Genomic DNA, 15257 nt, shown 5'->3' on the forward strand with positions numbered 1-15257 from the left:
GTGTGTGGTCCGAGAGAGCCTGGGAAGTTTGGAGAGCTCGGAGAGCCTTGTAAGTCTGGAAATTAAGGACAGATGGGATAAATTGGAAAGTGCGGAGAGTCCGGAGACTTGGGGGAACATGGCAAGTTTGGAGAGCTCGGACACCAGGGGGAGCATGGAAATCCCGGAAGTTCTCGAGAGCCTGCCTCCCTTAGCTCGCCTGCGTATGTGGGACGAAGAACACCTGCGGGCTGCGCTCCGCTTCGCGAATGCGGCGGGCGCGCTGGCAACGACGCGCAAAGGTGCGATTCCGGCGCTGGCGACTGCGGAAGAGATTCACATTTTGATGCAGAAGGAGGCAGTGAGATGAGCAATTTTCAGGAGCGTGGGCACGAGAAACATGAGGAGTTGATTCGTCAGGCGAATGCGGCGTTGGCGGAGAAATCTGCTGCTGTACAGGACGACCCGTACCGACTGCGCTACCATTTGATGCCGCCGGCGGGGTGGATGAACGATCCGAATGGGCTCATTTTTTATAAGGGGGCGTATCACGCCTTTTATCAGCACTATCCGTACGAGTCGGCCTGGGGGCCGATGCACTGGGGGCACGCGGTCAGCCGTGATTTGGTGAATTGGGAGCACCTCCCGGTTGCGTTGGCGCCATCGGAGCCGTATGATGCCGGCGACAGCGGCGGCTACGGCTGCTGGTCGGGCAGCGCGGTCGACGATAACGGTGTGCTCACGCTAATTTACACCGGGCACGTCGATGGACGCACGCCGGTAGAGGTGCAGTGCCTCGCGACAAGCACGGACGGGGTGACGTTCCGCAAGCCGGAGAACAATCCGGTCATCGCTGGCCCACCGCAAGAAGGTGGTTTCGGGTTTCGCGATCCGAAGGTGTGGCAGCACGATGGTGTCTGGTACATGGTCATCGGCTATGGCAAAGACGGCAACGGTCAGGCGTTGATGTACACCTCGCCGGATTTGCGCGAGTGGCGCTATCTTGGCGTGGCTGCCGATAGCGACGGCACGATGGGGGATATGTGGGAGTGTCCGGATTTGTTCCCGCTAGGGGACGAGCATGCGCTTATTTTCTCGCCGATGAACATGGGCGCGACGAAAACGATGGTCATGATCGGCAAGCTCGATCATGAGAACGGCCGATTCGAGCCCCGCTTTGCGGAGCGACTCGATTACGGGTTCGACTTCTATGCTCCGCAGACGTTCGTCGATGGCAATGGCCGACGCCTCCTCCTGAGCTGGATGAACATCTGGGGCGCGCGCATGCCGGAGCAGGAGCGCGGCTGGATGGGCGCGTTCACGCTGCCGCGCGAGCTGACGCTGGCCGCGGACGGCACGCTGCGCATGACGCCGGCGGCGGAGCTCCGCGCATTGCGCGGCGAGCACCGCGGCTTCGCCGGCGTGCTTGTTGCGGCAGGCGACGAAGTCAGCCTGCCGGGGGTTCACGGCGATGCGCTGGAGCTCATCGCCGTGTTCGATACGCGGCAAGCCGGTGGCGCTGCCGAGTTCGGGTTGAAGCTGCGCTGCTCCGCAGACGGCGCAGAGCACACGAAGGTTGCGTACGCCATGGCGGACCGCACCCTTCGTGTCGACCGCACGCTCGCCGGCGCCGGGGATGCCGGCGTGTGCGAGGTGCAGCTTGAGCCGCTGCCGGATGGGCGGCTCAAGCTGCAGATCTTCCTCGACCGTTCCTCGGTCGAGCTGTTCGTTGGTGACGGCGTACGCACCGTCACCAACCGCATTTATCCCGCGCCGGACAGTCTCGGCGTGAAGCTGTTTGCCAGCGGCGGCGCATGCTTGCTGGAGAGCCTGGACGTGTGGCGGCTCGCAGGTGAGACGCCGTAATAAGGAAAAGGGGAGCTGAGGCTCCCCTTTTTTGCGATTGTTGAGACGATTTCTTGCACAGCTGGTTAGGTAAACGACGATAAGCCTTTCGGCGTGAAGCGGTCAGGTATCGCGCAAGGTAAAAATTTTACACATTTATGTAATCTCTCTACCTCCCAAATTGTCAAAAATCGCTTATGATACAGGTAATGAATGATTCACGCCATTACGTTTGAACCGAAAGAGGTCGTGCCATGCGCCATCTTCCCCGCTATTCCTTTTACACCCGCATCCAGGTGTCGTTCTTAATGCTCATTCTTCTCCCGACGATTTTCATATCCTTTCTCAGCTACACCATCACGCAAAATAACGTAAAAGATAAAATCCAGCTCAGCAACCAGTCGGTGCTGAAGGTCGTGGCCATGGATATTGGCAAAATGATCGACGATCTTGCATACGCTTCCAGTTTCTTCGTGCAGGACCGGCAAGCACTTGAGCCCCTGCGCGGATTTCGGACAATCGATGGCATCCGGAGCTCGCAGGACGATAGCAACTATCACCAGATTAAGGATTTTTTCGGACAAATCAACGTTAAAACGATGAATACCGATCTGTTCATGTTTATCGCGAACGACAACGATTTTATCGTGGAGTCCTTGGAGAATTGGACGCTAAGCCCGCAGCAGATCGAGGAGAGCTGGCGTCACATCAAGGACCGCGTCAATCCGGACAATCCCAAGGTGCTGCAATGGCTGGGAACGATCCACGATCAAGCCGACGAGCAGCTGCAGGATAACTATTTTATCGCAAGAGCGCTCCGCGACCCGGTCGACAACCGCTATCTCGCGACGCTCGTCATTGTTATTTCCAGCGGCTATTTTGAGAAATTGTTCGGGCAGATTCCATCGGGCCAGCTGACGCTGATCGACGGGAATGGCGACAGAATCGCTTCAGGTCCGTCCGAAGCAAGCAGTGAAACGGTGCTGTCGCAAGCTGAAGTAAAGAACGAAGTGCCGATTCCGAAGTCGGGCTGGTCCCTCCAGTATGTGAATTCCAAGAAGGAAGTGACGGGGCAAATTTCCCGCACGTTTTATATTTCTGTTCTTGTTGCGATTCCATTCTTTGTGATCTTTTTGCTGCTTTCTTTTTATATGGCCAAAAGATTGCACCGCCCGATCCGCAGGCTTCAGGCCGGGGTCAAACAGTTCGGCAACGGCAACCGCAATATCCGCTTCCAGGAGGACGGAAGGGATGAAATTGCCGAGCTCGGCCGCACGCTCAACCATATGCTCGACCAGATTAACGCGCTGATTGCGGACATTGAACAGGAGCAGGAGCAGAAGCGTGTGCTCGAGCTGCAGACACTCTATGCGCAGATCCGGCCTCATTTTTTATTAAACACGTTAAATTCCATTAAATGCAGCCTCGTTCTCCAGGACGACTGGCAGCACAGCCAAAAAATCGATTCTCTGATGAGCCTGCTCCGGGCGTATTTGAAATTCAATGAGTCCTCGACGTTTCGTCTGGAAGGCAAGCTGCTGGCGCACTATGTGGACATTATGCAAATGCGATCGGACAGGCAGATGGCATTTGTCTTCGATGTGCCGGAAGGTGAACTTGAGCTGGAGCTTCCGAAACTGCTGTTGCAGCCGATTGTCGAGAATGCGATCGTGCACGGTTTTACAGAGGAGGGGGACAATCACTGCATTGAGCTTAGCGTACGCCGGGAAGAGGGCTTCTTGCGCGTAGAGATTAAGGATAACGGGGACGGCATGGACGAGGAAAAGCGCTGCATGTTGAACGATTGGCTGGGGAGCTCGGATTTGGATTCGACAGGGTCCTCCCAGCGTGTGGGCATCGTGAACGTGCTGAAGCGAATGCGCATGACGTACGGCGCGGAGGCGAGCATGGAGTTGCTTGCCAATAAGGCCGGCGGTTTGACCGTAAGACTAATGATTCCGAGTGAAAGGATGACAACCCATGATGAGAGTAATGCTCGTTGATGACGATGTGCCGATGCTGAAATATTTGGTCAAGCTGGTTCCTTGGCGCGAGTTGGGGCTGGAGGTTGTGGCGGAGGCTCAATCTGCGAAGCGGGCTTTGCAGTTCCTGCGGGAAACAGAGCCGGATCTGATTTTGACGGACATCGGCATGCCGGGCATGAACGGCCTCGAGCTTGCTCAGGAGTGCAAGCGGCTGTATCCAGGAATTGGGGTTATTTTTCTAACGTGCCACGAAGATTTCCATTATGCCCGCAAGGCGGTCCAGCTGGATGCGTACGATTATTTGCTGAAGGATGAGCTGACGTCGGAGCAGTTGGTGGCTTCGCTGCGCAAAGCGACGGCCTCCCTTCACGAGGAACGAGAGAGCCGCAGCGAGCTGGCGTACAAGCAGGATCTGCTCAAAAACCGGGAAGTGCTGAAGCAGCAATTTTTTCAACAAGTGGTGACATCTGCTTCTGCCGAAGGGTTGCTTCGCTATGGGGAGCGCTTGGGCGTGGATTGGCAGCACCCTCAATTTATTCTAGCTTTAGGTTCCATGCCGTACAGCTCGTTCACCAAACGCTACCGGTATGAAGACCGGGACTTGCTGCTCTATGCGATCAGCAACATTTCGAGTGAAATTCCGGTGGAATCCATCTCAGTGACGACGTTCATCGAGCCCGACGGGGGCTTTGTATGCGTGGCGAACTACCAGCCTTCCTTAAATGTGAAGGGATTAGAGTTGTTTGAACGCTATTTGCAGGCGCTGAATGAGAAAATTAAAGAGTTTCTCGGCATGGACGTCTATCTCGTCTATGGCGGTCCATTTAAAGACATGACAAGCATCAAAACGCAATACAAGAAGCTCAAGATGTGGCGTCAGGCTCTGTATTATGAGAGCGTTCACCTGAGCAGAATGCCGGATTTTGAAAGCAAACTCTGGGGGATCGACGTGTTGAGCGCCGTAGGTGAGGAGCTGGAGGGGATTCGTAAGGCGGTGAAGGAGCAGGACGATACGGAGATTCAGACACGAATCGGCGATATTAAGAGAAAGGCAACGAGCACACGGCTAGAGCCGGAGGAGCTGAGAGCCCGGCTATCCCAGTGGCTGAGGGTATTGGAACTGGAGGATCAGCGCAATAGTGACAATGCGTTCCATGAGTGTCTGATTCACACGAGCCGGCTAGATGATACGATGCAGCTAGTCGAAGCGAAAATTCAGGAACTGCTCGCCTCCAAGCTGCCGATGCTGGACCGCAAGCCGAAGATTCAGCAGATCGAGCAGTATATTTCCGAGCATTTATCGGAACAGCTATCGCTAATTGATGTGGCGCAGCATTTGTATCTGAATGCGAGCTACCTCTCCCGCTATTTTAAGCTGGAAACGGGTATGAATTTCACTGACTACATGCACCGATACAAAATGAAGCTGGCCTGCCGCATGCTCAAGAGCAAGCAGGAGAACATCGAAATCATCTCTTTAAAGCTGGGGTATACAGATCGTACGTACTTCTCCAAAATTTTCAAAAAGTATGTTGGCATCTCGCCAAAGGATTACCGCTGACCGTAAAAATTGTACACAAATGGGTAAAAATCGGCACGCTTCACCGACCGCTGTCATGGCCTATAGTTAACCTATGAACATTTCAGACGGAGGCGATGAGGATGTTGGCAAAAGGGAGGAGTGAAGCCAGTACAACGGCTTTGCAGACCCGACGAAAATATTGGAACAATGATAGAAGAGAATCGCTGGCTGCCTGGCTGTTTCTGGCTCCGGAGATCGTGGGGATCGTGCTGTTAAGCGTGTTTCCGATTCTCTTCTCCCTGTATTTAAGCTTCTGCGACTGGAATTTGGTCGGAGGCTTGGGCTCGATTAAATGGACGGGCTTGGAAAATTACCGGCTGCTGCTGGAGGACAATAAAGTCCTCATGGCGCTCAAAAACAATATGACGTATACACTGTTTGTCGTGCCGATCGGGATTTTTCTGGCGCTGCTGCTGTCCGTCGTCATCCATTCGCGGGTGCATGGCAAAGATTATTTTAAAGTTGCATTCTTCGTCCCGTATATTTCCTCGATTGTTGCGCTTGGCTCGGTATGGAGCGCCTTGTTCCATCCATCTCAAGGACCGATTAACCGGTTCCTAATGAACCTTGGCATCACCGAGCCGCCGAAATGGCTGGCCGATACGCATTACTCCTTGACAGCGATTATCATCATCGCCATCTGGGCGGCGCTCGGGTACCAGATCATTATTTTCATCGCCGGGTTATCGAACATTCCGGAGGAGCTGTACGAGGCGGCGAATATCGACGGGGCGAGCCCGATTCAGCAGTTTCGGGCCATTACGCTGCCGATGCTCGGTCCCACACTTTCCTTCCTGATCATTACGACGCTGATGTCGTCATTCAAGGTGTTCGATTTGATCGCTTTTCTGACCGATGGCGGACCGAACGAATCTTCGACGGTGCTTGTGTATCGGATTTACGAGGAAGGCTTCCGCAATTTCCGAATGGGCTATGCATCGGCGATCTCCTGGCTGCTTTTCCTCATCGTCGGTGTGCTAACGCTCCTTACGTGGAAATTCCAGCGTCAGAAAAACAATTAAAGAGGGTGCACACGAATGTCGCGCAAACGGCAAAACTTGGTCAAATGGATCACGACGATCGTCATGGGGGCTATTTCTATTCTTTTTTTGACACCGCTGTTCTGGATGCTCTCTACGGCGGCTAAGTACGAGAAGGATGTTATGGTGTATCCGATCCAGTGGATTCCGCAAAAGTGGAATATCGTTAATAATTTCAAAGAAGTGTGGATGGACAGCGTTCCGTTCGGTTGGTTCTATTTGAACTCGTTAAAGCTGGCAGTATTGACGACGCTGCTTTCGCTAATCATTTCATCGATGTCGGCTTTCCCGCTCGCTAAGCTACAGTTCAAAGGGAAGAACCTGACCTTCGGTCTGCTGCTGTCGCTCATGATTATTCCAGGCGAAGCGACGCTTGTGCCGAGATATCTGCTGCTCAAATGGCTGCATCTGTACAATACGCATAGCGGCCTCATTCTGATGGGCATGTTCTCCATCTACTTCACGTTCCTGCTGCGCCAGTTCATGCTTAGCATTCACACAGACTTCATCGAAGCGGCTAAAATGGACGGCGCCGGCTACTGGCGGCTGTACTGGGGAATTATGCTTCCGCTCTCCAAGCCAATTCTAGCGACTGTCGGCATCATCAAGTTCATTTGGAGCTGGAATGATTACCAAGGGCCGCTCATTTTCCTGATTAGCCGCAAATTGTATCCGATTCCGCTGGGCCTGCAATTGTTCAAAACGGAGTTCGCCGATAACTATTCCTTGCTGATGATGGCGTCGCTGTCAGCGATCGTGCCGCTGTTCTTCGTATTTATCGTGCTGCAGAAGCAGGTTATCCAGGGCATATCGCTCGGCGGTGTGAAAGGGTAAAGTCAAAAGAACGCACAAAAAGGAAAAAATCGTTCACATGCGAACGCTTCACAGCGAGATACAATTTGATCTGTAACCAACATTTGATCAGGGGGAATTGAAGTGAAAAAACAAGGTGCGATTGTACTTAGCAGCGCAATGATCGCTTTAACGGTGCTTGGGGGCTGTGGAGCGGGCACGGATAATAAAAGCGGGGCATCACCCTCTGCAGCGGCATCGGCAGCGGCCGCAACTCCGGCGGCAAAGCCGGTGACCATTAAGTACTACAACTGGGATAACGAGACAACCGGTCCGGCTACGAAAAAGCTGATCGACGACTTCCAAGCGAAGTACCCGAACATCAAGGTCGAGTCCATTCCGCTAGTTCCGAGCAACTCCGTGGAATCGATGAAAAAACTCGATGTCATGATGACGTCCGGCGAACAGGTCGATGTCGTGCTCTACTCGAACATCGATGAAACCATGGCACGTGCGGCACAAGGGGTTCTCGCTCCGCTCAATGATTTGTACAAGAAGGATAATGTAAATCCGGACGAGGAGTATTTCATTAACCCGAAGTATAAAGGCAATTATTACGCAACGATGTACACGGCATCGGATTGGCTGGTTATGCTGAACGAGGATGCCTTGAAAGATGCGGGATTGAAGCCGCCGGCCTACGACTGGACTTGGGACGACTTCCGTGATTATGCGAAGAAGCTGACCAAAGGCGAAGGCAATGACAAGCGTTACGGTGCGTACTTCCACACGTGGGGCGAATATGCGAACCCGATTGCGTACACAGATTTGAAGAACCCGTATTTAACCGCAGACCTAAAGCCAGGTTTCAATGATCCTTCGTTCGCCTACTTCTTCAACCTGCGCAGAGCGATGGAAAAAGACGACAAATCCATTAAACCGTATTCGGATGTCGTCGGCGGCAAGCTGAGCTATGCGACGGAGTTTATTAACGGCAAAACGTCCATGCTGCTGAGCGCGACGTTTCTGGTCTCCGCGTTGGCAGACAAAGCAAAGAACCCGCATACGTTCAAGACAGTATTTGCACCGATGCCTCGCTCTTCAAAGAATGTTGAACCGGGTCTAAGCAACTTCGGCGCCTCCTTCGTTGCCATTGCGAACAACTCGAAGTACAAGGAAGAAGCGTATAAGTTTGTTCGCTTTATGTCCACGGAGAATAACACGAGATATGACCTGTCCGGTTGGAAAAAGTCCGATACGAAAGCGCTGCTGGAGCGTCTGTACGGTGCAAGCAAGGATCTCGTCGATCTAGATTCGCTTTCGGCGGTACTGTCGGATAAAAGGATGCGTACGAATGCGACAACAGAAGTATCCGCTCCATACCAAAATCAACTGAAAAAAGTGCTGGAGAACGGCTTCTCCACGTTCATTCTGGATAACAAGTCCGCTGAGGACGCGCAAAAGTTCATGATGGAAGAAGCGGATAAGATTATCAAGCAGAACACGAAGTAAGGCATGAAAAAGAGGGTTATTGGAGCAGAGGGAAGTTCCGATAGCCCTCTCTTTGTAGGAAAGGGACAGGAGGGAAGCCAGTGAAGCCAGTCAAGCATGGGAAGCGCGTATGGACAATTGCAATGCTCCTAACCCTTGCCGGGGTCAGCAGTGTATTATGGCTGCGGGAGGAGCAGGCAGACGCCGCTAATCAGCAAAGCAGGCAGGTGGTGAGCCAAGAAGCGAAGACGGTCGCTGTCATTAACGGGGCGGTCGTTGACGAGCGGGAGTTCCAGCTTTTTCTTCAAAGTGTGAAAGCGCAGGTTGCGAGCTATTTCCAGACGACGTACAAAGCCGAAGTTTCGCAGGGCTTCTGGACGGAGGCTTATGGCGGCGAAGTGCCTCTTGTGAAGGCAAAACAACTCGCACTGGACAAGCTGAAGGAAGTCAAAGTGAAGCAGCTGATGGCCCAGAAGCGAGGGCTGCTCAAGGATCCGGGGTATCCGGCATTTCTCGAAGCCTTGACGAAAGAGAATCAGCGAAGAAAAGAAGCGCTGCGTCAGCAGCTTGTCATTTATGGGCCGCAGCAATATGACGCATGGGGCTACTATACGTATCTTGTGTCCAATTTGGATCCGCGGATCAAGGATACGATCAATGAGGCGGAGGGACCGTTTGCCGACCGTAAGCTGCTGGATGAACGGTATGCGCTGCTTGTGAAGCAAGAACTTGAATCGGTAAAGGTGGTGGTGGACGAACCGAGCTTAGCGCGCATCATGATGCAGTAAACAAGACTAGGTTTTCTATTCCAACTATAAGGAGAATCGTTATGAAACAAGTTTATGCGCAATGGACTCGGCTGCCTGTAGGACTTTTGGCTGTGGTACTGGTTGTATCTATGCTGTTATTACCTTTGGCACCTTCGAAAGCGTTTGCAAACAACACGACGTATTACATCGATTCCGTCAGCGGGAACGACAGCAATAATGGCACGAGCAGCAGCACGCCTTGGAAAACGCTGGCGAAAGTGAACGCGACGACGTTCCAGCCGGGCGATTCGATATTGTTCAAGTCCGGCTCCGTCTGGAGCGGACAGCTGCACCCGCTGGGGTCCGGCGCATCCGGTGCTCCGATCGTCATCGACAAGTATGGCACAGGCAGCAAGCCGATTATTAACGGGGACGGTTTGACAGGGGCTGCGGTGTATTTTTACAACCAACAGTATTGGGAAGTGAACAACTTAGAAGTGACGAACATGGCCGGTTCCGCTGGGGATCGCTATGGGGTGAAGGTGGAAGCGCAGGATGTGGGCACGTATCACCATTTTTATATTAAAAATATGTACATTCACGACATCACCGGAACGAATACCGATGCGCTCAAAACGACTGGCGGCATTTTTGTAATGGTCTCCGGTACGGCGGTGCGCACCAAATGGGATGATGTGCTGATCGAGGGCAACACGGTCGAACGCGCAGACCGCACGGGTATTAGCACAGGCAGCTCGTGGGGGAACAATGACGGCTTGGGCAATTTTGAGCCGTTCACCCAGCTTGTCATTCGGGGCAACCAGCTGAACGATATTGGCGGCGACGGCATTGTCATGCGGGCTTCGATTGACGGCTTGATCGAGTACAATGTTGTGAACACGGCGCATGCGCGGGATACGCATTATGACGTCGCCATCTGGCCGATTAACAGTACGCGCCCAGTGATGCAATTCAACGAGGCGTACAACACGAAGACGACCAATGACGGCCAAGGGTTCGACTGCGACTATAACTTGACCGGCTGCACCGTTCAGTACAATTACAGCCATGATAACGAAGGCGGATTCCTGCTTGTGATGGGGGTCGGCGCGATTAAGAATGATAACATGGTTGTCCGTTACAATATCAGCCAGAACGACCACACGCGTACTTTTCAATTTAACAACGATTATACGCCTCTCAATGCGCAAATTTATAACAACACGTTCTATATTGGAAGCGGAGATTCAACGAACTTTACAGCCTACGTAGCCGGCAGCAATCCGCTGTCTGTTCGGAATAACATTATTTACAACTATGGCAGCGGCGGTTATTCGGTCAAAAGCAATGACGTTTATGACTACAACGTTTTCTATGGGAACCATCCGGCGAGCGAACCGGCGGATGCGCATAAAATCACGACCGATCCGCTGCTTGTCGCACCGGGCACGGGCGGCATTGGACGAAATGCCGTAGACGGCTATAAGCTGGCAGTTGGGTCGCCTGCGCTGGGCACGGGTACTTTGATTACCGGCAACGGAGGAAGAGACTACTGGGGCAACGCCGTTTCGGCTTCGGCGGCTCCAAACCGCGGGGCGTATAATGGCGCAGGTGTGCCAACCACGACAGCGGGCGTCTGGACGGCATCGGATGACAGCATCGTTCGGGATGGCAGTTACGCCAGTATAAATCAGAACGGAACCACGGACGATGTGCTTAGCGTGAAGAGCGATACAACGGGCTATACTCGGGATGCCTATTTCAAATTTGACTATAGCGATTACGCCGGCGGAGTGATTTCCAATGCGACGGTGACGCTGAGTCCAACCGAGACCGGTACGTCGGGTCTTCAGAACATTGCTGCGCTCGTCGCCGACAACAGCTGGAGCGAGAGCACCATTACTTGGAATAACAAACCGGCCTCCAGCGCAGTTCTGGGCACGTATACGGTGACAAGCGGTACGCCGGTAACGCTGGATGTCACTGCGCAAGTGCAAGCTGCGCTTGCGGCTGGCAGCAAAAAGCTTTCCCTACGCGTGTACAGCCCGGGGCCAGCGAGCTCTAGCTCGTATGTACTTTATGCGTCTAGTGAGAACGCGAATACGAGCTTGAGACCGAAGCTGCAAATCAGCGGGCTGACGGCTGTGGACGATGCCACGGTCCGCGACGGCAGCTATGCCGGAACGAATCAGTCGGGCACAACCTCGACGACCTTAGATACGAAGAACGATGCGACCTCCTATGCGCGGGAAAGCTTTGTGAAGTTCGACTTCGGCAGTTATACCGGCACAGTGTCAGCCGCCTCAATCAAGCTGACGCCGGTCACCGTGGCTTCCGCAGGCCTTCAGAACGTAGTCGCGCTCGTCAGCGACAATACGTGGACGGAGGGCGCCATCACCTGGAATACGAAGCCGGCGTCAAGCACCGTGCTCGGTACGTATACCTTAGTGGCCGGTACGCCGATTACGATCAACGTGACGTCGCAGGTGCAAGCAGCGATGGCGAGCGGCAAGAAGCTGTCCATTCGCGTGTACAGCATTTCCGCTGCGGGGGCGAACGGCAACGTGGCCTACGGCTCCAGCGAGAATGCAACGGAGAGCTTGCGACCGGTACTGATGATTACGCCTTAAAAGATAGGAAACAGCCCTCCTCTTGCTCAGGCAAGAGAGAGGGCTTCGTTTGTAGAGAAGCGCATATCGGAGCCACATTGCTTACGCTCAATAGGTCCATTTGGCAGAGCGTTGCCAGACAAAGCTAAGCTATGTCCGCTGAGCACAGGGATGATTTAATTATATTGAATCTTTCAATTAAGGCTATGTGCATTTATTGATACAATGAGGAAAGCAGTCAGAACCCAGGAGGAGTGATTTCGAATATGAAGCAGAACATGTACGACGATCCAGCGTTTTTTGAAAAATACAGCGAAATGCCGCGCTCGGCCGGAGGCCTTCAAGCGGCGGGAGAATGGCCTGTGCTCCGCGCGATGTTGCCAGATTTGCGGGGCAAGCGGGTGCTCGATCTCGGCTGCGGCTACGGATGGCACTGCCAGTATGCTAGCGAGCAGGGAGCCGAGTCCGTCCTGGGGATCGACCTTTCGGAGAAAATGCTGAGCTACGCTCGCGAGCACCACAGCGGGCCTGCAATTCGGTACTGCAAGCTCGCTATTGAAGACAGCACCTTTGCTGGAGGCGAGTTCGACGTCGTGCTTAGTTCGCTGGCGCTGCACTATGTGGAGGACTTCGGCCTGGTATGCTGCAAAGTCCATGAAGCCCTCTCGGCGGGAGGCTCCTTCGTGCTGTCCGTCGAGCATCCGGTGTTCACGTCGCGCGCTGCGCAGGACTGGCACTACGGCACGGGGGGCGAACGGCTCCACTGGCCGGTCGACGACTACCAGCAGGAGGGGCTGCGCAACGCGCGGTTTCTGGGCAGTGACGTCGTGAAGTACCACCGTACGGTGGCGACGTACATGAACGCGCTGATCGGAGCCGGCTTCCGCATTGCGCAGGTGGCGGAGCCGCAGCCCACGGAGGAAGCGATGGCGGCGTCGGCTGAGATGCGGGACGAGGCGAGGCGTCCGATTTTTCTTTTGTTGGCGGCGGTCAAGGATTAGCGCTTGCATCTGGACGTTCCTTTTTAGCTGATGTATAATAAAGGAAAATTCTGGCATGTGTAACTGGCGAAACGTAGAGGACTACGGGGGAGCACATGCGTCATGCAGCCGATCGCCTGGGCAGAGCGTTTGATCCAATGGGTCAGATGCTCTTTTTCATTCACGGAGGGATTGCGATGAAGAAGGTAAGGCAGGTTGTCGTGGTGCTGTACGATAAGGTGGATACGCTGGATTTTACAGGGCCGCATGATGTGTTTGGAGTTGCCGGTTCTGTGGGCGGGGATTTTCGTGTGGGGACGGTATCGGAAAAAGGAACTCCAGTGACGACTGTCAGCGGCATCACGATTACGCCCCGGTATGGCTTCGAGCAATGCCCGACGGCGGATATTCTCATCGTGCCCGGAGGACTGGGATCGCGGACGGAAATCGCCAATGAGCGGTTGATTGCCTGGATTCGCGAAGCGGCGGTCAAGGCGGAGCTGGTGCTGTCCGTATGCACCGGTGCGCTGCTGCTGGCGCAGGCTGGATTGCTGGAGGGGCTGCGGGTGACGACGAACCGCACGGCGTATGAGTTATTGCGGAGCATGGTTTCGTCGCAAGATACCACGGTCGTCGAGGACGTCCGGTATGTAGATAACGGCCGGATCGTGACGTCCGGCGGCGTGACGTCCGGGTTCGACGCTGCGCTGCATGTCGTGGCTAGACTGTGCGGCGAAGCGCGGGCAACGGAGGTCGCTTCACGGCTGGAGTATGCTTGGCACGCCGAGCTGGATATTCGCAGAGCCGGGACGGAGGATGTGGAGGCGATACGAGGGCTTTTGGTCGGTGCGGCGCAGTGGATTCGGCAAGAGGTCGGCCTTCTGCAATGGCGGGAGGAAAGGTTTACGGGGGAGTATGTTGCTGAATGGATGCAGAAATCTGAGATGTTCGTGGCGTCGATGAACGGCCGGACAGTGGGATGTTTTGCCGTACAATGGGGGTATGAGGAGATTTGGGGAGAGCTTAACAGTGAAGAAGCCGGGTATTTCCACAAGTTTGCTGTTTCCCGTGAATGCCAAAGCATGGGCATTGGCACCCGACTCATCAACTGGGCGGAGGGGTACGTGGGCGATCGGGGCAAAACACGGCTGCGTCTCGATTGCATGGGCGATAATCCTGCGCTTAATCGGTATTATGTGCGGCAGGGTTTTGCCTTCTGCGGTCGCTATGACGGTCAGGGCTGGGCTGCACATTTGTATGAACGATCGGTTGGCGGCGTGCAGACGGATGCAAAACGATCCTGAGCATGGTATTGTAAAAGTATTTGATCACAACTGGAGGCAAGCCAAGATGAGTCAACGTTACCGCATTACGCGGTCTTTTCAGAAAAACAGCCCGGCGATCTCGCTGGAAGAGTGCAAGCAGTATTTTGCAGATAAAACGGATTTCACGTATACCCCTGTGTTTACCGTGCGTGGTGAGACAACGATGTCGATCGAGGGGGACTTCTTCATGTGGAGCGTGGGCGGCGTGCAAATCCCGTTTCGCCATTATCAGGGCGATCTCTACGTCTCCGGCACCAACGAAGCGGTCATTCCCAAAATGCTGGAAGTCGCCAGCGATCTGATGGCGGATGTGGCGGAAGGTTGAGCGAGCTGATTATTCGACCTAAGCGCGGGGAGGAAGCGCATCCGGTGTCCCTTCTGCTCTCGGCGGATCCGTCGTGGGCGCTGGTGGAAGCGTACTTGGCCCGCGGCGAGTGCTTTGTTGCTGAGCTGGGCGGGGAGGTCATCGGCGTCTATGTGCTTGTCCCGACAGGGCCGGGGACTGCGGAGATTAAGAACATCGCCGTCGCGGAGGAGCTGCAAGGACAGGGCATCGGGAAGCAGCTTGTCCGGCACGCGGTGGAGACGGCGCGGGAGCGGGGGTACGTGCAGCTGGAAATCGGCACCGGCAATTCAAGCCTCAGCCAGCTCGCGCTGTATCAGAAATGTGGTTTTCGGATCGTTGGGGTGGAGCCGGATTTTTTCGTTCGGCACTACCCGGAGGCCATATATGAGAACGGCTTGTGGTGCCGGGACATGATTCGCTTGGCTATGGCGTTGTAACGGGGGCTGTCCCAAAAGTGTTCGCATGACAAGGGAACGTCCCATTTTACAAGCAAATGAACCTCAAATTCCACTTCAAAGTGGAGGATGAGGTTCT

At 54.3% G+C, this 15257-nt stretch carries 12 protein-coding genes, 1 pseudogene and 1 riboswitch; all 13 genes and pseudogenes read left to right on the top strand.

Annotated features, from left to right (window positions below):
* Positions 1 to 349, top strand: a pseudogene (locus tag EJQ19_RS26635) (hypothetical protein); the annotation flags it as partial.
* Positions 346 to 1845 carry a glycoside hydrolase family 32 protein gene (locus EJQ19_RS26640; RefSeq protein WP_126144265.1) on the top strand — a complete coding sequence of 500 codons (1500 nt, stop codon included), beginning with the start codon at positions 346 to 348 and terminating at the stop codon, positions 1843 to 1845. The pseudogene EJQ19_RS26635 and the gene EJQ19_RS26640, both read left to right, overlap by 4 nt.
* Positions 1846 to 2078: 233 nt before the next feature.
* Positions 2079 to 3827 (top strand): sensor histidine kinase, encoded by a 1749-nt coding sequence (locus EJQ19_RS26645; RefSeq protein WP_126144266.1) that lies wholly within the window; start codon positions 2079 to 2081, stop codon positions 3825 to 3827.
* Complete coding sequence (locus EJQ19_RS26650; protein ID WP_126144267.1) at positions 3805 to 5370, top strand: response regulator; 1566 nt, start codon at positions 3805 to 3807, stop codon at positions 5368 to 5370. The genes EJQ19_RS26645 and EJQ19_RS26650 overlap by 23 nt, the downstream gene beginning before the upstream one ends.
* Positions 5371 to 5471: 101 nt before the next feature.
* Complete coding sequence (locus EJQ19_RS26655) at positions 5472 to 6413, top strand: carbohydrate ABC transporter permease (RefSeq protein ID WP_241243098.1); 942 nt, start codon at positions 5472 to 5474, stop codon at positions 6411 to 6413.
* A 15-nt stretch (positions 6414 to 6428) separates the two neighbouring features.
* Positions 6429 to 7265 (top strand): carbohydrate ABC transporter permease, encoded by an 837-nt coding sequence (locus EJQ19_RS26660; RefSeq protein ID WP_126144269.1) that lies wholly within the window; start codon positions 6429 to 6431, stop codon positions 7263 to 7265.
* Between the two features lie 102 nt (positions 7266 to 7367).
* Positions 7368 to 8735: an ABC transporter substrate-binding protein gene (locus EJQ19_RS26665; protein WP_126144270.1), complete on the top strand. Its 1368-nt coding sequence runs from the start codon at positions 7368 to 7370 to the stop codon at positions 8733 to 8735.
* 80 nt (positions 8736 to 8815) lie between these two features.
* Complete coding sequence (locus EJQ19_RS26670; RefSeq protein WP_126144271.1) at positions 8816 to 9502, top strand: hypothetical protein; 687 nt, start codon at positions 8816 to 8818, stop codon at positions 9500 to 9502.
* Positions 9503 to 9543: 41 nt separating this feature from the next.
* The gene (locus tag EJQ19_RS26675) at positions 9544 to 12093 is read left to right on the top strand and encodes a CBM96 family carbohydrate-binding protein (protein ID WP_126144272.1); all 2550 of its coding nucleotides are present in this window, start codon (positions 9544 to 9546) and stop codon (positions 12091 to 12093) included.
* A gap of 245 nt (positions 12094 to 12338) precedes the next feature.
* Entirely contained in the window at positions 12339 to 13073 is a 735-nt protein-coding gene (locus EJQ19_RS26680) for a class I SAM-dependent methyltransferase (protein WP_126144275.1), read from the top strand.
* Between the two features lie 49 nt (positions 13074 to 13122).
* A riboswitch (ZMP/ZTP riboswitch) is annotated at positions 13123 to 13202 on the top strand.
* Between the two features lie 47 nt (positions 13203 to 13249).
* Positions 13250 to 14356, top strand: a complete 1107-nt coding sequence (locus EJQ19_RS26685) for a GNAT family N-acetyltransferase (protein ID WP_126144273.1) — start codon at positions 13250 to 13252, stop codon at positions 14354 to 14356.
* Between the two features lie 46 nt (positions 14357 to 14402).
* Positions 14403 to 14702 carry a hypothetical protein gene (locus tag EJQ19_RS26690; protein WP_126144274.1) on the top strand — a complete coding sequence of 100 codons (300 nt, stop codon included), beginning with the start codon at positions 14403 to 14405 and terminating at the stop codon, positions 14700 to 14702.
* A gap of 5 nt (positions 14703 to 14707) precedes the next feature.
* Positions 14708 to 15160, top strand: coding sequence for a GNAT family N-acetyltransferase (locus EJQ19_RS26695; protein WP_126144276.1), 453 nt, complete (start codon positions 14708 to 14710; stop codon positions 15158 to 15160).
* The last annotated feature ends 97 nt before the right edge of the window (positions 15161 to 15257 follow it).

Source organism: Paenibacillus whitsoniae, from assembly GCF_003955665.1.
GTDB classification, from domain to species: Bacteria; Bacillota; Bacilli; order Paenibacillales; family NBRC-103111; genus Paenibacillus_E; species Paenibacillus_E whitsoniae.